This window comes from Cryobacterium tepidiphilum (assembly GCF_003716325.1).
Taxonomy (GTDB): Bacteria; Actinomycetota; Actinomycetes; order Actinomycetales; family Microbacteriaceae; genus Cryobacterium; species Cryobacterium tepidiphilum.
In genome coordinates, this window is record NZ_RDSR01000014.1 from 1 (window position 1) to 15,949 (window position 15,949).

Below are 15,949 nucleotides of genomic sequence, written 5' to 3' on the forward strand. Positions count from 1 at the left end.
TGGAGTTCGCCGCCCGCCACGAGTTGCACAACACCGCCGTCGTCGCGCTCGAGGGCTCGCCCGACGGCGGGGGAGCCGTCGACGAGGGTCTGCAGACCGGCCCGGGCGAGCCGGCCTAGAGCGGTCCGGTCAGCGTCCGCCGTCTTCGCACGGCGGCTCGGGGGCGCCCGCGCGCAGGCGATCACACAGCGAGATCAATTGGGTGAGTTCGTCGTCGCTCAGCGCCCCGCCGACCCGCTCGGCGATGGAGCCCATGTGCGCCACGGCAACCCGCCGGAACAACTCGTACCCGGCATCCGTCAGCGTCACAACGGCCCCGCGCCCGTCGGCGGGGTCGCTCTCCTTCGCCACGTACCCGCGCGACACCAGGCGATCCACCAGGCGGCTCACGCTGGGCTGGGTGAGCAGCACATGCTGGTTGAGGTCGCGCAAACGGATGCGACGCTCCGGCTGGCGCGACAGATTGAAGAGCACGTCGTATTCGTTGAGGGAGATCTCCCGGGACGGGAACGTCGCGGCCAGGCAGCGCATGACGCTCACCTGCGCGCGGAACAGCGACTCCCACGCCGTGACGGCCAGATTGCGGTTCGACATCGCGCTCCTCTCGCTGCTCCAACAATAGGGAGTGTCGCGCGGATCGGCAGGGATGCGCTCAGTGGCCCGGGAGGTGCCGTTCGGCGTGACCGGTGTACGGGGCCGTCATCGGTGGCGGCAGCGGGCCCTTGATCCTGCGCCGGGAGCCGCTCTCCTCCCACGCGTGGGCGAGGATCCCGACCGACCGGCTGAGCACGAACAGGCCGCGCGCGAGCTCCGGCTCGAAGCCCAGCTCGGCGTAGATGGTGGCGGTCGCCCCGTCGATGTTCATCGGCACGGGCTTGCTTCCCCGCCGCGCGAGCGCGGACTCCAGCGCGGTGATGTTCGCGAGATGGTCGCCCGAGATCTCACCCCGCCCGGCGGCCTCCTGCAGGAGCGTCAACAGCGGGTCCCGCCGCGGGTCGTGCCGGTGGAAGCGGTGACCGAACCCCGGGACGAAGCCGCCGCGCTCCCGGTAGCCGGCGACGATGGAATCTGCCACCTCGGCCCTGTCCTGGCCGGCGTCGACGCGCCGTTGCATGCCGTGCAGCAGGCCCAGGCACTCCTGGCCGGCGCCGCCGTGCACGTCGCCGAGCGTGTTGACGGCGCTCGCCATGGCACCGTTCAGGCCGATCCCGCACGTGATCGCCATCCGTGCCACGGCGATGGACGGCGCCTGCGGGCCATGGTCGGCGCCCGACATGAGCGCCGCCTCGAGGAGGGCCGACTGCGCTGGAGTGGGAAGGTCACCGCGCACGAGGAGCCAGATGGTGTCGACGAAACTGACCGCGCCGATCAGTTCCTGCACGGGGTAACCCCGGTACTGGATGACGTCCGGCTCGATCCGGCTCACACCGGTCGACCACCAGTTGGCCGCATCCGCGGCTGTCGGTGAGGCGGGCATGGTCATAGTCCTCCTTCGTTTCGCAACCGCAGAATGTCAGCGGCGGTGAAGCCCACTTCGACGAGCACCTCGTCCGTGTGCTGGCCCAGGCGCGGCGGCCCGGTGCGTGGAACGCTCGTGCCGCCGTTGACGTGAATGCCGTGCCCGATCACCGCCACGACGTCGGACTCGGCGACAGAGCCCTCATCGCCCGTGGACGGGAACGGCACGTGGTGAACGAGATCCCGGTGCCGGATCTGCTCATGCTCGAGTGCGCGCGCGACCGGCAGCACCTGGCCCACGGGCACGCCGGCCGCGGAGAGCACGCGCTCCCAGTTCTCCGCCGTGTCCTCAGCCAGGGCCGCTTCCAGCTCGTCGCGGAGGGCGTCGCGGTTCCGCTTGCGCGGTTCGCGCTCGCTGAAGCGAGCGTCGCCGGCGAGGTGCTCGGCGCGGAGGAGCCTGCAGAGCGTCTCGAACTGGCTCTGCTCGTTGGCGGCGATATTGAGCAGGCCCTCGCGGGTGCGGAACGTGCCCGATGGCGCGGCCGTGAAATTCTCGTTCCCCATCGGGACGGGCTCCTTGCCGGCCACGAGGTAGTTGGAGACGACCCAGCCCATGGAGGTCATGGCGGTCTCCAACATGGAGATGTCGATGACCACCCCCGCCCCGGTGCGCGCGCGGTGATACAGGGCAGCGCTGATGGCGAATGCCGCGGCCGTTCCGCCGAGCGTGTCTGCGAGGGGGTAGCCGGCGCGCATGGGCCCGGTGTGCCCCGTGCCCGTGGACGACATCATGCCGCTCAGGCCCTGGATGATCTGGTCGTAGGCCGGCCGGTCCCGCAGGGGCCCCGTCGCCCCGAACCCCGAAACGGCGCAATAGACGAGTGTGGGTTGAATGGCCAGCAACTGCTCTCCGCTGAAGCCCAGACGGGCGAGGACCCCCGGACGGAAGTTCTCCACCAGCACATCCGCGCTCTTCACCAGTGCGGTGAAGGCCTCCTTGCCGGCCGCCGTCTTGAGGTTGACGGTGATCGACCGCTTGCCGGCGTTCTGGGCGATGAAGGATGCGCCCATCTTCTGGGCGTTCAGGGCCGGGTCCGCCCCCAGCTGCCGGGCCAGATCGCCGGTTCCCGGCGTTTCGACCTTGATCACGTCGGCCCCGAGCAGGCTGAGCTGGTAGCTGGCGAACGGGCCGGCGAGCACGTTGGTGAGATCGAGGACGCGGACGCCGCCGAGGAGGTTCGAATCGCCGGGAAGGGACGTCGGGGAGGTCACTGGTGCGAAATCCCGTTCATCGGCTGCCGAGATTCGTCAGGTATTCAGCGGATGCGGAGCTCATGGTGTTCGGAACGCCGAGGTCGGCGAGGTACGACGAGGTGTCCCGCATCTCCTGGGCGCGGCGCTTGGCGTGGGTCACGCTGCCCGTGCGGAACCGGTCGATGACGGCGTAACCGTCGCCGGCGAGCTGGTTGGCCACCTGGTCGCGGGTCCAGTCGACCAGGTCAGCGGCTTCCGCCGCCTCCATGGCTTCGCAGATGATGGACGCGAGGCCCTTCATGAACACGCTTCGCAGGAGTTTGTGTGCCATGGCGTCGCCGGGCCGCGACCCAGGCAGGAGCTCCACGTCCGCGCCGCAGGCGGTGAAGAGGTCGGCAGCGACGGCGGTCTGCGTGCCGGCGATCATCACCGGCGTGCGGGAACCGTGAACGGAAACCGGACCCAGGACGGCGACGTCGACGAAGTGTGCGCCGCTGGCATCCACCCGCTCGCCGAGCGCGGCCATGACCTTCGGCGACGCGGAGGTCAGGTCGATGTAGCTGCAGCCAGCCGGGAGGTGGTCGATCGTGGCGTCGACGATCGCGGGGGCCACGGCGGCGCCCGTCATGACCAGGACCGCATCGGCACCCGCCACCGCCGCGGCGGGCGAGTCGACGAGGGTGACACCCGGCACGCCCGTGATGACGGGGTCGAAGCCCACCACATCGTGGCCGTTCTCCAGCAGTGCAGCGGCGTATCGTGAACCGACCTCACCGAGGCCAATGACTGCACATTTCATTCCGTTCGCTTCTTTCTGTTTCAACTCGGGGTGTTCTTCAGCTGGTGGGGTGCGTCAAGTCAGGCGGCCGATGGCGTGCGCCGCCCGGGTCACCTCGGGAACCAGGGCTTCCAGGTCTTGCCTGGTGTGGGTCTCCGTGGGACTCAGGAGCGCGAGGATGGCGATGACGTCACCGGAGGCATCCGTCACCGGAACGCCGAGGCTTCGGGTGCCGATGGCCCGCTCCTCTTCGGAGACGTGGTATCCCCGGGCGCGGATCTGCTGGAGTTCCTGCCACAGATCGTCGGGGGTGAAGACGTCGCCCCTGATGGTGCGCATGGTGCCACCGACAGCGTCCATGAGGGCGTCGAACTCCGGCCGCTCCATGTACGCGGCGAAGACCTTTCCCGCACCGAGGTGCAGGGGAAGGGGGCGGCCGTTGGGAAGTTCGTAGCGCAGCGGATCCTTGCCGCTCACCCGGGCGATCGGCACGCGCTGGAGTCCGTACCGCACCTGCAGGGCGACCGACAGGCCGGTTGCCGCGGCCAGCTCCTGCATGAAGCGCTTCGCGTGGCTGGACAGGGTGTCGTCGCGCGTGAACGCGTACGAGGTCACGAGGTTGACGACGCCGAGCCGGTAGCGGAGGTTCTCGGCGATGACGAACTGCCTGCGTTCGAGCACGGTGAGAATTCGCAGGGCCGTCGCGGGAGAGAGGCCGGTCGCCTGGGCGATGTCCACCAGGCGCTGGGGTTGGCCGGCGTGCGCGAGCGCTTCGAGGACGTCGAGCGATCGTTCAAGCGATCGCATGCCGCCCGGTCGGGTCTTGCCGTCGTTCGCCTCGGCCAGCGTGGTTTCCGTCATCGTCTCCGCCTCGTTGTGGGTGGGGGCCGCGATCATCTGACCACGGCCCCCGTTCCGCTCATCCTGCCGCTAATCCTCGTCGCTCGGCGTGGCCAGCCGCGCCAGGATGCCGGCTTCTTTTTCGCGCTTGACTTCTCCCGCTTCGATGACGGAGTCGACGTGGGCGGGTGCGATCACGACAACGCCGTCCGCATCGCCGATGATGTAGTCGCCGGGCAGCACCGCGACGCCGCCGACCGACACGGGCACGTTGATCCTGCCGGGACCGAACTTGTACGGCCCCGCCGGGGTGACGGCCCGCGCGAACACCGGAACTCCGAGCTCGGCGAGGCCGTCGACATCCCGCACGGCCCCGTCGATGACGAAACCGGCACCCCCGGCGACCTGTGCGCGCCGGCCGATGAGCTCGCCGATCAGCGCGCGCGTCTCGTCTCCTTCGCCGCTGATCACCAGCACGTCGTCCTGGCGCACGAGCGGGAGGGCCTCGTGGATCGTCTTGTTGTCGCCGGCCCGCGTCCAGATCGTCAGGGCGCGTCCGACCAGCACCGCACCGCGCCACATCGGCTTGATCGCCGAGTGCATGAGGCCGAGCCGGTCCATCACGTCACCGAGAGTCGCGGTGGGAACGAGTGCGAGGCGCTCAAGCCGTTCCCGTTCGCCCAAGCCCGGCAGCACGCCGGCTTCGATCGTGTCCGTCATTTCGCGTCGGCCATCATCTGTGGGAGGAGCTTCTTGTACTGGGTCTCCTGCTTGGTCCAGTAGTCGATGTAGTCCGCCGAGTTCAGGTACGCCGTGGGGAGTCCGAGCTTGTTCAGCTGGTCCACGACGGCGGGGTCCTGGATCACCTTGCCGAGGGCATCCTCGAGCTTGGTGGCGACATCCTCGGGAAGGCCGGCCGGGGCGACGTAGCCGCGAGCGGTTCCCTCATCCACGTCGTAGCCCTCTTCCTTGAACGTGTGCGCATCCGGCAGGGAGGGGCTGCGCTCCGCGCCCATGACGCCGATTACCCTGATGTCGTTCGACCCGGAATCCACGATGTCGGAGACGTTCCCGACGTAGATGTCGACGTGGTCGCCGAGGAACGCGGCCATGGCGGATGCGGCACCTTCGGAGAACGCAACGAGGTTGAACTTGGCACCGGTTGCCTCTTCGACAGAGGTCATGGCGAAGTGCTCACCGGTCTGGATGCCGGTGGTCGTGGCGGAGAGCTCGCCCGGGTGCGCCTTCGCGTAGTCGATCAGGGCACCGAGGTCCTCGAATTTGCTGTCCTTCTTCACGGCGATGACCTGCGGGTCGAAGACCTGGCGGGCCAGCGGGAGGAAGCTCTCACGGGTGAAGGTGGCACCGCGGGACGGGTCGAGCGGGGTGACGACGACCGACGGAGCACTCACGGCGCCGATCGTGTAGCCGTCCGGCTTCGAGTTGGCCAGGGCGGTGTAACCGATCTGGCCGCCGGCTCCCGGCTTGTTGGTCACCTGCACGTTGACGCCCAGTTCTTTCTCGAGCGCCGGAGCCACCACGCGAGCGGCCGTGTCGACGGAGCCGCCGGGGGCGTAGGCGACGATGAGGTCGATGGTCTTTCCCTTCTGGGGCCAGTTCGACTCGGACTTCGCTGCGGGGCCGGACGCGCCGCCGGCGGCATCCGCTGTGTTGCTGCATGCGGTGAGGCCGGCCAGCAGGATTCCTGCGGACAGGAGGGCGGCGATCTTCGTTGATTTCATGTCGTTCCTCTTTCTTTGGTGGTGGGGTGGATCAGGCTTCGGGGTCGACGTTCAGTGCCGCGGGCTTGCGGATCTTCAGGAGGGGCGTCAGCAGCACGAACGCGCCGATGACGATGAAGGTCAGGGCGAACGGCCGGGTGAAGATGGAGAAGTCGCCCTGGGAGATCTCGAGGGACTCCCGGAGGGAGCGTTCCATCAGCGGGCCGAGCACGAGGGTCAGCACGAGGGGCGCGAGCGGGATGTCGAGTCGGCGGAAGACGAGTCCCACGATGCCGAACAGGATCATCACGAAGACGTCGAACACGTTGTAGTTGATCGTGTACGAGCCCACGACCAGGAAGATCATGATGATGGCGAGCAGGATGCCGTGGGGGATCTTCAGGATCGACGTCCACACACCGATGAGCGGCACGTTGAGGATCAGGCAGATCAGGTTGCCGATGAACAGGCTGGCGATGATCGCCCACGCGACCTCGGAGTGCTGGGTGAACAGCGAGGGACCCGGGGTGAGGCCCTGCTGCAGGAACGCGCCCATCAGCACGGCGATCGTCGGCGAGGCGGGGATGCCCAGGGTGAACAACGGGATGAGGGCCGAGTTCGCGTGTGCGTTGTTGGCCGTCTCGGGCCCGGCGACGCCCTCGATGGCGCCGGTGCCGAGTTGCTTGCGGAAACGGGAGAACTTGCTCTCGGCCCCGTAGGACAGCAGCGAGGTGACGGTGCCGGTGAGGCCCGGCACGAGGCCGGTGGAGAAGCCGATCACGGTTCCGCGACCGATGGCCGGCGCTGCCCGGCGGAGGTCCTGCCGGTTCGGCAGCATCCCGCGCAGTCCGCCGGTGAGCGACTTCGTGGAACCCTGCGCCGTTGCGCTCACGAGGATCTCGCTGAGGCCGAAGATGCCGACGATCACCGCGACGAAGCTGACGCCGTCGAGCAGGTTGGGCGAGCCGAAGGTGAACCGCGGAGCCCCGATCGTGGGGTCGATTCCGACGAGTGCGATGAGGAGCCCGATCACGCCGGAGAGCAGCGCCTTGACCATCGACTTGCCCGCAAGTGCGACCAGCAGCGAGATGCCCAGGATCATGAGGCCGAAGAACTCCGGCGGCCCGACCTTCAGGCCGAGGGAGCCCAGCGGCTTTGCCGCCACGACGAGTCCGGCCGTCGCGACGGTGCCGCCGACGAAGGAGCCGATCGCCGCGATGCCGAGGGCGACGCCCGCGCGGCCCTTCTTGGTCATCTGGTAGCCGTCGATCACTGTGACAGCGGATGCCGCCTCGCCGGGTGTGTTCAGCAGCACGCTCGTGATCGTTCCGCCGTACTGGCTGCCGTAGAAGATGGCGCCCAGCATGATGATGGCGCTCGTCGGGTCCATGCCGAGGGTCAGCGGGATCAGGATAGCGGTACCGGCGACCGGTCCCACGCCCGGCAGCACGCCGACGAGAGTGCCGATGATGCAGCCGATCAGGGCGAACAACAGGTTCTGCAGCGTGAGGGCGCTGGCGAAGCCGCCGAGCAGATCGTTCAGAACGTCCATGGGTCAGAGTCCGATCGTGTTCAGGAAGCCGAACATCGAGAGGGGCAGCGTCACCGACAGAAGGTCGGTGAAGACGTGGAAGACGCCGACGCTTCCGGCGAGGGCGATGATCAGCGATGTGTACCAGGTGCGCTTGGCCCGGATGGCCAGGTGGAAGTAGAGGAACAGGAACATCGCAATCTGGTAGCCGAGGACGCCCATGAGCGCCGCGAGCACGATGAGGCTCACGATCACCGTGACCACGTGCGGGTAGTCGATGGCCTCGTCGATCGCGGTGTCGCCGGCGGCGCCCGATCGAATCGCTCGCCGCGACTGCACGATCCAGGCCAGCACGAGCAGGCCCATCGCGATCGAGAGGTAGAAGGGGAAGAACCCGGGGCCCGGACCGAACGCGACCATCAGGCCGAGGTCCAGGGAGTTCAGCGCGGTGACGATCGCGACGATGAAGAAGAACGCCTGCACGCCGAGCTCGAGGCGACGATAGCCGGCAGAATCCGCCGGGCGGCTGGGGGGAGCGTCGACGATGTCCGTCGCAGGGTGCGGAGAATCAGGGAGCACGCGTGTACCTTTCGCCATTGAAAAGCCGTCGGCCTGGAGCCGACGCATCGAAGGGAAGTGAGGAGGAGAGAAACGACAATTTCATTGTGTGAAACTTCGTTTTATTTTCTTGCCTAACTAAAACCTACGTCCGGAAAGATGTCAAGCGCGGGGCCACGTTCCGCGTGCTCGAGCCGCGTGGCCGCAAAGCAAAAGGGTCGGTCACGAAGGACCGACCGAAATGCCACCGCAAAAAAACTTCTGAAAAATAACGGTTGGATAACTGGCGCCCGTTACCCGTTCGTTATATATTGATTGAGCGTCAACCGTTTGCTGTGGCGGGGAAACGCGAATGTGATTGCAGGACACTCTTGGTGCAAGGGAAGAGGGTCGGTCGTTAGCCTCTACGACCGGCCCTCAATCACGTTAACCGCGACCCGCGGCATCCGTTGCGGTGCGACGCGCGGGTTGAACGCCGTTACGCGCGCTGAATTCAACCCGCGCAGGGGCGTTCAACCCGCGCAGCTCCAGACTCAGGGCGGGGGCGGGCGCGCAGCCCGCGCCGCGTCTCAGAAGAGGTCGGGGCTCGGCGTCGACGCCTGGCGGATCGACACATCGGCGTGACGATCGAAGCGGTAGCCGACACCGCGCACGGTGCGCACGATCCCCTCGTAGTGCCCGAGCTTGGAGCGCAGCCGGCGCACGTGCACGTCGATCGTGCGCTCGCTGGGAACGTCGTCCTCGTCGGCGGCGCTCCACAGTGACGAGATGAGCTCGGTGCGCTCGATCGTACGGCCCTCCCGCAGCACCAGGTACTGCAGCAACTCGAACTCCTTGTAGGTGAGGGAGGCCGGCTGGTGGTCGAGCAGCACGCGCTTGCGCGAGATGTCGATGACGACACCGTCCCGCGCGCGGTCGAGCTCTTCGTGCTCCCGCTGGCCGGCGAGGGCCGACGGGTCCTGCAGCGCCAGCCGCACGACGTCGACGTCGCGTCCGCCGGCACCCTGCGGGGCGAGCGCCACGGCCGCGTAGGTCTGCGAGTCGGGCGCGAGGTCTGCCGTGAGCGACTTCAGGGCCTCGACGATGCGGTGCAGGCTGGTGCCCGCCGCCGCCGCCTTGGCCTCGTCGATCCCCACATAGAGCACGAACCCGCGGGCTTCGGTGCCTTCGGGCACCGCGCGGATGCGAGGTGCCGGTGCGGCAGGCGCAGGCGCGGCCTGGGCGCGAGCCGGGAATGCCGGGTGGGCGATGCGAGTGGCACGGGCGGAATCGATCTGGGCGAGGGACATGGGAGAAATCCTTTGGAATGATGATGCGAGTGAACCCGGCGCGTCAGCGCCAGAACGGGTTCATGAGTGTGTTGGCCGCTCACGGGGAGCGGGGCCGGCCTGCGAGGCCGGGGCGAGGCTGGTGGTCAGCGACACATTCGGCAACACATGACCGCGCGCATGCCGGGCATCATCATGCCGGCAGTCCCAGGGGCCTCAACGGAGGTCAGGGGGTGCACGTTCGTGGTCATGAGTGCAGTAAACCCGAGTGTGACTTTGTGTGTCAATTCAACGGATGCGTGGGCGTAACATTCCGCCGAACGTCCCGGCGCCCCACCCCGCGCCCCGCGGCAGAAACCGCGCCCATCCGTTGATTCAGAGAAGGATCGGCTAAAAAGACGCTATCAAAAAAAGTTCCTTGCATTCCGACTGGGCTGCGCGCCGGCCGCCCGCAGAAGCTGCAGCAGAGGGCGGCGTCAGACCAGGCCGTAGAGCCGGTCACCGGCGTCACCGAGGCCCGGAACGATGTATCCGTGCTCGTCCAGGCGCTCGTCCACGGCACCGAGCACGATGGTGACCTCCCGGCCGGCCAGTGCCTTCTCCACGGCGGCGAGACCCTCGGGCGCCGCGAGGATGCAGATCGCCGTCACGTCGACCGCGCCGCGGTCGAACAGGTACTCGATGGCCGCGATCAGCGAGCCCCCGGTGGCGAGCATGGGGTCGAGCACGAAGCACTGCCGGTCCGACAGGTCCTCCGGCAGCCGCTCGGCATAGGTGGTCGGCTGCAGCGTCTCCTCGTTGCGCGCCATGCCCAGGAAGCCGACCTCGGCGGTGGGGAGCAGCTTCACCATGCCTTCCAGCATTCCGAGCCCCGCCCGGAGGATGGGGACGATGAGCGGCCGCGGGTCGCTGATCTTCACGCCGTGCGCCTCCGCCACGGGGGTCTGCACCGCCACGCCTTCAACCCGCACGTTCCGGGTGCCCTCGTATGCCAGGAGCGTCATGAGCTCTTCCACGAGCGCCCGGAACATGGGCGACGGGGTGGTCTTGTCGCGGAGCACCGTGAGCTTATGGGTGACGAGCGGGTGGTCGGCAACGTGGACTCGCATAGGCTCAATACTACGAGGCACGCGAGGAGCAGGCTTGGGCCGGTACGACGAGTGGATGGGGCTGGCCCTGGACGCTGCCCGCGGCGCCCTCGCGACGCATGACGTCCCGGTCGGCGCCGTCGTGCTCGACTCCGACGGAACGGTCATCGGCCGAGGTGCCAACGAGCGGGAACGCCGGCAGGACCCGACCGCCCACGCCGAGATCGTCGCGATCCGGCAGGCGGCGGAGGCGACCGGCGACTGGCACCTCACCGGGTGCACCCTCGTTGTCACGCTCGAGCCGTGCGTGATGTGCGCGGGCGCCATCCTGGCCGCGCGCCTGCCCACGGTCGTCTTCGGCGCGTGGGACGAGAAGGCCGGCGCCTCGGGCTCCGTCTACGACGTGCTGCGCGACCGGCGGCTCAACCACCGCGTCGAGGTGTTCGCCGGGGTGCGCGAGGGCGACTGCGGCGACCTGCTGCGCGACTTCTTCGAGGACCCGGCGCGGCGCGGCATCCGCTGAACCGGAACCGACCCTGCCGAGGGCGCTACTCGAGGCCCTTGATGACGATCGCGTCGGTGCTCGGGTTGGCGCCTTGCGGGTCGGCGTAGACGTCGGGTTCGATGTAGATGACGCGGGCGATCGGAACGGCCGAGCGGATGCGGGTCTCCACCGTGTCGATGGACGCCGCCACGTCGGCGAATCGGCTCTTCGCATCGAATGCCAGCTTCGCGGCCACCAGGAGCTCGTCCGGCCCGAGGTAGAGGGTCTTCATGTGGATGATCCGCATGGTCTCCGGCCCGTCCAGAATCGCCGAGCGGATCGACTCCAGGTCTTGCGGCCCCGCCCCCTCGCCCACGAGCAGGCTCTTGGTCTCGATGCCGAGGACGACGGCCACGGCCACCAGCAGCACGCCGATGGCCAGGGTGCCGATGCCATCCCACACCGGATCGCCGGTGAGGACGGTGAGGCCAACACCGAGGAAGGCGAAGACGAGGCCGGTGAGCGCGGCGACGTCCTCGAGCAGCACCACCGGCAGCTCGGGCGCCTTGGCGTGCCGGATGAACGCCATCCAGCTCTGTCCGTTGCGGTGCGGCGCGGCCTCCTTCATGGCGGTGCGGAGGGAGAACGACTCGAGCCCGATGGCCACCAGCAGCACCACGATGGGGAGCCACGGCACCTCCAGGGGGTGCGGGTGCTTCAGCTTCTCGATGCCCTCGTAGATGGAGAAGATGCCGCCCACGGAGAACAGGATGATGGCGACGACGAAGGCGTAGACGTAACGCTCGCGGCCGTGCCCGAACGGATGCTCCTGGTCGGCCTCCCGCCGGGAGCGCCGGCCGCCCAGCAGCAACAGCAGCTGGTTCGCGGAGTCGGCCACGGAGTGGATGGCCTCGGCGAGCATCGACGATGACCCGGAGAAGAACCAGGCGATGAACTTCGTCAACGCGATGCCGAGGTTGGCCGCCAGGGCGGCGAAGATGGCCTTGTTTCCACCCGATGCGCTCATGCGCCCCATCCTAGGGTGAGCGGGCGATCGGCGAGCGCCGCGCCGTAGACTCGCTGCATGAGCGCCGACGCGACCGTGACCCTGCCCACCATCGCCTTCCTCGGGGCCGGGTCGATGGCCCGCGCCATCCTCACCGGGCTGCTGCAGCCGGGCGTCACCGTCGAGGGCGGCATCCGCACAACGAACCGCACCGCGGCGAAGGCCGCCGAGCTGGCCGACGAGCCGGCCGTGACGGCGCTCGCCACCGAGGCCGACCCGCAGGCCAACATCACGGCGGTGACCGGCGCCCGGGTCGTCGTCGTCGCCGTCAAGCCGCACATGGTCCCCGACCTGCTCGCCGAGATCGCTCCCAGCCTGCAGCCCGGCACTCTCGTCGTGAGCGTGGCCGCCGGGATCACCCTGCACACCTTCGAGGCGCTGCTTCCCGACCACGTAGCGGTCGTGCGTTCGATGCCGAACACCCCGGCGACCGTCGGTCACGGCGTCACCGGGCTGAGCGCGGGCGCCCGCTGCACCGACGAGGACCTGGCTCTCGCCGTGGCGCTGTTCGAGACCGTGGGCGAGGTGCTGGTCGTTCCGGAGGAGAAGATCGACGCCGTCAGCTCCATCTCCGGCTCGGGGCCCGCCTACGTCTTCTATCTCATCGAGCAGCTCACCGCGACGGCCGTGGCGAAGGGTTTCACGCCGGAGCAGGCCGCCGTCATGGTCAACGGCACCTTTCTGGGTGCCAGCCTGCTCCTCGAGGAGCAGGGCCTGCCGCCGGCGGAGCTGCGCCGCCGGGTCACCAGCCCGAAGGGCACCACCGAACGTGCCATCGAGGTCCTCGAGCAGGCCGACCTGAAAGCCCTGTTCGACACGGCGACGGATGCGGCGGTCGCCCGCTCGCGCGAGCTCGCCGCCGCCTCGGCCCCGAAAACGCCGTAGCCCCTCGCGTCGCGGCCCGGTCCTCTGTTCCGTATTCAGCGCCCCTGGGGCGCTGAATACGGGACCGGGGCAGGAGGGACGAGGAGGGGCGAGAGCGCGCTAGGCCTCCAGTGCCGCGAACCGCTCGATGTCGCCCTCGGTGCCGGCCACGATGATGAGGTCGTGGTTGGAGACCACCGTCTCGGCCGTGGCATAGGTGAACGGCTTGCCGGGGCTCTTCACCCCGACCACCGTCACCCGGTACTTGCTGCGCACGCCCGACTCGATGAGGTTCTGACCGCGGATGGGCTTCGGCGGGTACATCTTCACCAGCGCGAAGTCGTCGTCGAACTCGATGAAGTCGATCATGCGCCCCGACACCAGGTGCGCCGTGCGCTCGCCGGCCTCCGCCTCCGGGTAGATCACGTGGTTCGCGCCGATGCGCTCCAGGATCTTGCCGTGCGACTTCGAGATGGCCTTGGCCCAGATCTGCGGGATCTTCAGGTCGACGAGGTTCGCGACGATGAGCACGCTGGCCTCGATCGAGGAGCCGACGGCGCACACGGCGATCGAGAAGTCCTGCGCGCCGATCTGCCGCAGCGCATCCATCGACCGCGCGTCGGCCTGCACCGCGTGCGTGACCCGCTCCGCCCACTTCTGCACCAGCGCGTCGCTCGCGTCGACCACGAGCACTTCGCGGCCGAGTCGGTCGAGCTGGCCGGCCGTGGCGGCGCCGAAGCGGCCGAGGCCGATCACGAGCACCGGCGCATCCGGTTTGTTTCGATCAACCAACGATGGGCCTCTCTTCCGGGCGTTTGAACAGCTGCCTGCTCGTCGACGCCGCCAGTGCCGCGGCGAGTGTCACTGTACCAACCCGGCCCATGAACATGGTCGCCGCCATGATGATGACACCGGATGGCGGCAGATCCTGGGTGAGGCCCGTCGAGAGCCCGCAGGTGGCGAAGGCGGAGATCACGTCGAAGAGCACGTGGTCGAGCGGCGCGTGGGTGATCTGCAGGATGAGGATGCTCGCGACGGCGACGGTGGTCGCCCCCCACAGTACGACGCTGACCGCCAGGCGCAGGATGTCGCGGGGGATGCGGCGGCCGAACGCCTCCATGCTGACCTTGCCGCGGGCCTCCGCGAAGGCGGCGAGGAAGAGCACGGCGAGGGTGGTCACCTTGATGCCGCCGCCCGTTGACGCGGAGCCGCCGCCGATGAACATGAGCATGTCGCTCACCAGCAGGCTCGAGCCGTGCAGCTCGCTGACATCGATGGTCGAGAAGCCGCCCGACCTCGTCATCACCGAGAGGAAGAGCGACTGGAAGACCGTGTCGCTCGCATCGAGATCGCCGAAGGTCTCGGGGTTGTCGAACTCGAGGATGATGTAGAGCACCATGCCGGCGACCATCAGCAGGAGCGTGGTGAGCAGGGTGAGCTTGACGTGCACCGACCAGCGGCGGGGGTTTCGCCACCCGCGTGCGAACGCGTAGATCACCGGGAAGCCGAGGCTGCCGAGGAAGACCCCGATCATGAGCGCGCCGAGAAACCAGTAGTCGTTCTCGAACGGGGTGAGCCCCTGCGCGTTGGGGTTGAAGCCCGTGTTGGTGAACGCCATGGCCGAGTAGTAGACGCTGTGCCAGAGGGCGTCACCGAGCGCGACCCCGTCGATCAGCATCCGCGGGAACAGCATCGCGGCGACGATGGCCTCGATCGCCAGGGCGCTCACGATCACGGTCAGCAGCAGGTTGCCGACCTCGCCGAGCCGCACCGCCTGCCCCTCGTTGACCGGGCCGACATGGATGCGGGACGGGTTGGTGTCGCTCGCGGCCATGAGCCGGGCGCGCAGTCCCAGGCGGCGGGAGATCGCCATGCCGAGGATCGACGCGAGGGTCAGCACGCCGATGCCGCCGATGTTCACGCCGATGAAGACGAGCGAGTTCCCGAAGCCGGACCAGTGCGTGGCCATGTCGACGGTGGACAGTCCCGTGACGCAGATGACGGACACCGCGGTGAACAGGGCGTCGTGCAGGTTCGTCACCGTGCGGGTCGCCGACGAGATCGGGAGGGAGAACAGCAGGGTGAACAGCAGGATCAGGGCGGTGAAGACCAGGATGGCGAACCGCGCCGGCGACGAACGCGCCAGTCCGTCGATAGCGTCGCGCACTCGGCCGTACCAGCTCATCGCACGATGGGGCGCGCGAGCCTGAAGTCCCTGTGCTCGCATCGTCGCCTTTCGTTGGGTGCCGACGAGGTGTCAATGGTACTCCTCCCGCGGAATGGCTACCCTTATGCCATGGGAGACATATTTGACGTCGTGGCGGATTCGACCCGGCGGGACATCCTGCAGATCCTGCTGGACCGCCTGGATCATGCCGGGGACGCCGGCGGGGAGATCAGCGTCTCCGACATCGTCCTCGCGCTCGGGCTGAGCCAGCCGACCGTCTCCAAGCACCTCAAGGTGCTGCGCGAAGCCGGCCTCGTCGCCGTGCGGGAGGAGGGCCAGCACCGCTTCTATCGGTTGGACCGTGCCCCGCTGGAGCAGGTCGAGGACTGGCTGATGCCCTTCCTCAGCGTCGATTTCGCCGGTCATGCGCAGGGCGCGGTGGCCGAATTCGAAGCCGGCCTGCGCCACGAGCAGCGCGCGTTCGCGGCATCGATCGGCAAGGCGATCGCCGACACGTCTTTCCAGGTGGCGCACGTCGTGAAGGACGCCACCCCGCGCAAATGGCGCAAGGGGGACTGAAGCCTCACTTTTTCCGGTAGAATGGGGCTTTCGTGTGGGTTGCGAGTTTCGCACCCGAACCAATTTCTTGTGAGGTCTGTGTGGGTTCTGTAATTAAGAAGCGACGCAAGCGCATGGCGAAGAAGAAGCACCGCAAGCTGCTTCGCAAAACTCGCCACCAGCGTCGCAACAAGAAGTAGACGGTCACCGACCACCTGCTGGCGTAAGCGTTAGGCCCTCGGGGTCTAACGCTTTTTGCTGTGTCGGCCCGGTGCTCGCGGCATGCGTCCAGCGCGCACCCCTAGTGTGGTGGG

The 15,949-nt window shown here is 68.1% G+C and carries 18 protein-coding genes; 4 read left to right on the top strand and 14 right to left on the bottom strand.

The annotated features are described in order from the left end of the window. Positions 1-129: 129 nt before the first annotated feature. From EEJ31_RS09095 to upp, 11 genes are all read right to left on the bottom strand, one after another. Complete coding sequence (locus tag EEJ31_RS09095) at positions 130-594, bottom strand: MarR family winged helix-turn-helix transcriptional regulator (RefSeq protein WP_123045992.1); 465 nt, start codon at positions 592-594, stop codon at positions 130-132. 58 nt (positions 595-652) lie between these two features. Beyond that, positions 653-1,483 carry a citryl-CoA lyase gene (locus EEJ31_RS09100; protein ID WP_123045993.1) on the bottom strand — a complete coding sequence of 277 codons (831 nt, stop codon included), beginning with the start codon at positions 1,481-1,483 and terminating at the stop codon, positions 653-655. Next, positions 1,480-2,730, bottom strand: a complete 1,251-nt coding sequence (locus EEJ31_RS09105) for a CaiB/BaiF CoA transferase family protein (protein WP_123045994.1) — start codon at positions 2,728-2,730, stop codon at positions 1,480-1,482. The genes EEJ31_RS09100 and EEJ31_RS09105 overlap by 4 nt, the downstream gene beginning before the upstream one ends. Before the next feature lie 16 nt (positions 2,731-2,746). Next, positions 2,747-3,511, bottom strand: coding sequence for an NAD(P)-dependent oxidoreductase (locus tag EEJ31_RS09110; RefSeq protein WP_123045995.1), 765 nt, complete (start codon positions 3,509-3,511; stop codon positions 2,747-2,749). Between the two features lie 54 nt (positions 3,512-3,565). Then, positions 3,566-4,351 carry an IclR family transcriptional regulator gene (locus EEJ31_RS09115; RefSeq protein WP_158603936.1) on the bottom strand — a complete coding sequence of 262 codons (786 nt, stop codon included), beginning with the start codon at positions 4,349-4,351 and terminating at the stop codon, positions 3,566-3,568. 69 nt (positions 4,352-4,420) lie between these two features. After that, positions 4,421-5,050 (bottom strand): RraA family protein, encoded by a 630-nt coding sequence (locus EEJ31_RS09120; protein WP_123045997.1) that lies wholly within the window; start codon positions 5,048-5,050, stop codon positions 4,421-4,423. Beyond that, positions 5,047-6,072 carry a tripartite tricarboxylate transporter substrate binding protein gene (locus EEJ31_RS09125; RefSeq protein ID WP_123045998.1) on the bottom strand — a complete coding sequence of 342 codons (1,026 nt, stop codon included), beginning with the start codon at positions 6,070-6,072 and terminating at the stop codon, positions 5,047-5,049. The genes EEJ31_RS09120 and EEJ31_RS09125 overlap by 4 nt, the downstream gene beginning before the upstream one ends. A gap of 31 nt (positions 6,073-6,103) precedes the next feature. Then, complete coding sequence (locus tag EEJ31_RS09130) at positions 6,104-7,603, bottom strand: tripartite tricarboxylate transporter permease (RefSeq protein ID WP_123045999.1); 1,500 nt, start codon at positions 7,601-7,603, stop codon at positions 6,104-6,106. 3 nt (positions 7,604-7,606) lie between these two features. Further along, complete coding sequence (locus EEJ31_RS09135; protein WP_158603937.1) at positions 7,607-8,161, bottom strand: tripartite tricarboxylate transporter TctB family protein; 555 nt, start codon at positions 8,159-8,161, stop codon at positions 7,607-7,609. Between the two features lie 548 nt (positions 8,162-8,709). Next, positions 8,710-9,429, bottom strand: coding sequence for a winged helix-turn-helix domain-containing protein (locus tag EEJ31_RS09140; protein WP_123046001.1), 720 nt, complete (start codon positions 9,427-9,429; stop codon positions 8,710-8,712). Between the two features lie 455 nt (positions 9,430-9,884). Then, positions 9,885-10,517 carry a uracil phosphoribosyltransferase gene (gene upp / locus EEJ31_RS09145; RefSeq protein ID WP_123046002.1) on the bottom strand — a complete coding sequence of 211 codons (633 nt, stop codon included), beginning with the start codon at positions 10,515-10,517 and terminating at the stop codon, positions 9,885-9,887. Between the two features lie 55 nt (positions 10,518-10,572). Between upp and EEJ31_RS09150 the strand changes: the two genes are divergently transcribed. Beyond that, complete coding sequence (locus EEJ31_RS09150; protein ID WP_123046058.1) at positions 10,573-11,019, top strand: nucleoside deaminase; 447 nt, start codon at positions 10,573-10,575, stop codon at positions 11,017-11,019. Positions 11,020-11,044: 25 nt separating this feature from the next. Here EEJ31_RS09150 and EEJ31_RS09155 read toward each other — a convergent pair whose 3' ends face one another. Continuing rightward, positions 11,045-12,007: a cation diffusion facilitator family transporter gene (locus EEJ31_RS09155; RefSeq protein ID WP_123046003.1), complete on the bottom strand. Its 963-nt coding sequence runs from the start codon at positions 12,005-12,007 to the stop codon at positions 11,045-11,047. Positions 12,008-12,064: 57 nt separating this feature from the next. Here EEJ31_RS09155 and proC point away from each other — a divergent pair, with 57 nt between their 5' ends. Next, the gene (gene proC / locus EEJ31_RS09160; RefSeq protein WP_123046004.1) at positions 12,065-12,931 is read left to right on the top strand and encodes a pyrroline-5-carboxylate reductase; all 867 of its coding nucleotides are present in this window, start codon (positions 12,065-12,067) and stop codon (positions 12,929-12,931) included. A 99-nt stretch (positions 12,932-13,030) separates the two neighbouring features. On the opposite strand, the gene EEJ31_RS09165 is transcribed toward proC, so the two are convergent. Both EEJ31_RS09165 and EEJ31_RS09170 read right to left on the bottom strand, forming a co-directional pair. Next, positions 13,031-13,702 (bottom strand): potassium channel family protein, encoded by a 672-nt coding sequence (locus EEJ31_RS09165; protein ID WP_123046005.1) that lies wholly within the window; start codon positions 13,700-13,702, stop codon positions 13,031-13,033. Further along, positions 13,695-15,095 carry a TrkH family potassium uptake protein gene (locus EEJ31_RS09170; protein WP_233563820.1) on the bottom strand — a complete coding sequence of 467 codons (1,401 nt, stop codon included), beginning with the start codon at positions 15,093-15,095 and terminating at the stop codon, positions 13,695-13,697. The genes EEJ31_RS09165 and EEJ31_RS09170 overlap by 8 nt, the downstream gene beginning before the upstream one ends. A gap of 111 nt (positions 15,096-15,206) precedes the next feature. Here EEJ31_RS09170 and EEJ31_RS09175 point away from each other — a divergent pair, with 111 nt between their 5' ends. Together EEJ31_RS09175 and EEJ31_RS09180 are read left to right on the top strand one after the other, a co-directional pair. Beyond that, positions 15,207-15,656 carry an ArsR/SmtB family transcription factor gene (locus EEJ31_RS09175; RefSeq protein WP_123046007.1) on the top strand — a complete coding sequence of 150 codons (450 nt, stop codon included), beginning with the start codon at positions 15,207-15,209 and terminating at the stop codon, positions 15,654-15,656. Between the two features lie 80 nt (positions 15,657-15,736). Next, positions 15,737-15,835, top strand: coding sequence for a 30S ribosomal protein bS22 (locus tag EEJ31_RS09180; protein ID WP_003792170.1), 99 nt, complete (start codon positions 15,737-15,739; stop codon positions 15,833-15,835). Positions 15,836-15,949: the final 114 nt, after the last annotated feature.

Coding starts and splice junctions, on each gene's coding strand:
- EEJ31_RS09095 (WP_123045992.1), bottom strand. CDS start 594: ATGTCGAACCGCAATCTGGCCGTCACGGCGTGGGAGTCGCTGTTCCGC.
- EEJ31_RS09100 (WP_123045993.1), bottom strand. CDS start 1,483: ATGACCATGCCCGCCTCACCGACAGCCGCGGATGCGGCCAACTGGTGG.
- EEJ31_RS09110 (WP_123045995.1), bottom strand. CDS start 3,511: ATGAAATGTGCAGTCATTGGCCTCGGTGAGGTCGGTTCACGATACGCC.
- EEJ31_RS09115 (WP_158603936.1), bottom strand. CDS start 4,351: ATGACGGAAACCACGCTGGCCGAGGCGAACGACGGCAAGACCCGACCG.
- EEJ31_RS09120 (WP_123045997.1), bottom strand. CDS start 5,050: ATGACGGACACGATCGAAGCCGGCGTGCTGCCGGGCTTGGGCGAACGG.
- EEJ31_RS09125 (WP_123045998.1), bottom strand. CDS start 6,072: ATGAAATCAACGAAGATCGCCGCCCTCCTGTCCGCAGGAATCCTGCTG.
- EEJ31_RS09130 (WP_123045999.1), bottom strand. CDS start 7,603: ATGGACGTTCTGAACGATCTGCTCGGCGGCTTCGCCAGCGCCCTCACG.
- EEJ31_RS09140 (WP_123046001.1), bottom strand. CDS start 9,429: ATGTCCCTCGCCCAGATCGATTCCGCCCGTGCCACTCGCATCGCCCAC.
- upp (WP_123046002.1), bottom strand. CDS start 10,517: ATGCGAGTCCACGTTGCCGACCACCCGCTCGTCACCCATAAGCTCACG.
- EEJ31_RS09150 (WP_123046058.1), top strand. CDS start 10,573: ATGGGGCTGGCCCTGGACGCTGCCCGCGGCGCCCTCGCGACGCATGAC.
- EEJ31_RS09155 (WP_123046003.1), bottom strand. CDS start 12,007: ATGAGCGCATCGGGTGGAAACAAGGCCATCTTCGCCGCCCTGGCGGCC.
- proC (WP_123046004.1), top strand. CDS start 12,065: ATGAGCGCCGACGCGACCGTGACCCTGCCCACCATCGCCTTCCTCGGG.
- EEJ31_RS09170 (WP_233563820.1), bottom strand. CDS start 15,095: ATGAGCTGGTACGGCCGAGTGCGCGACGCTATCGACGGACTGGCGCGT.
- EEJ31_RS09175 (WP_123046007.1), top strand. CDS start 15,207: ATGGGAGACATATTTGACGTCGTGGCGGATTCGACCCGGCGGGACATC.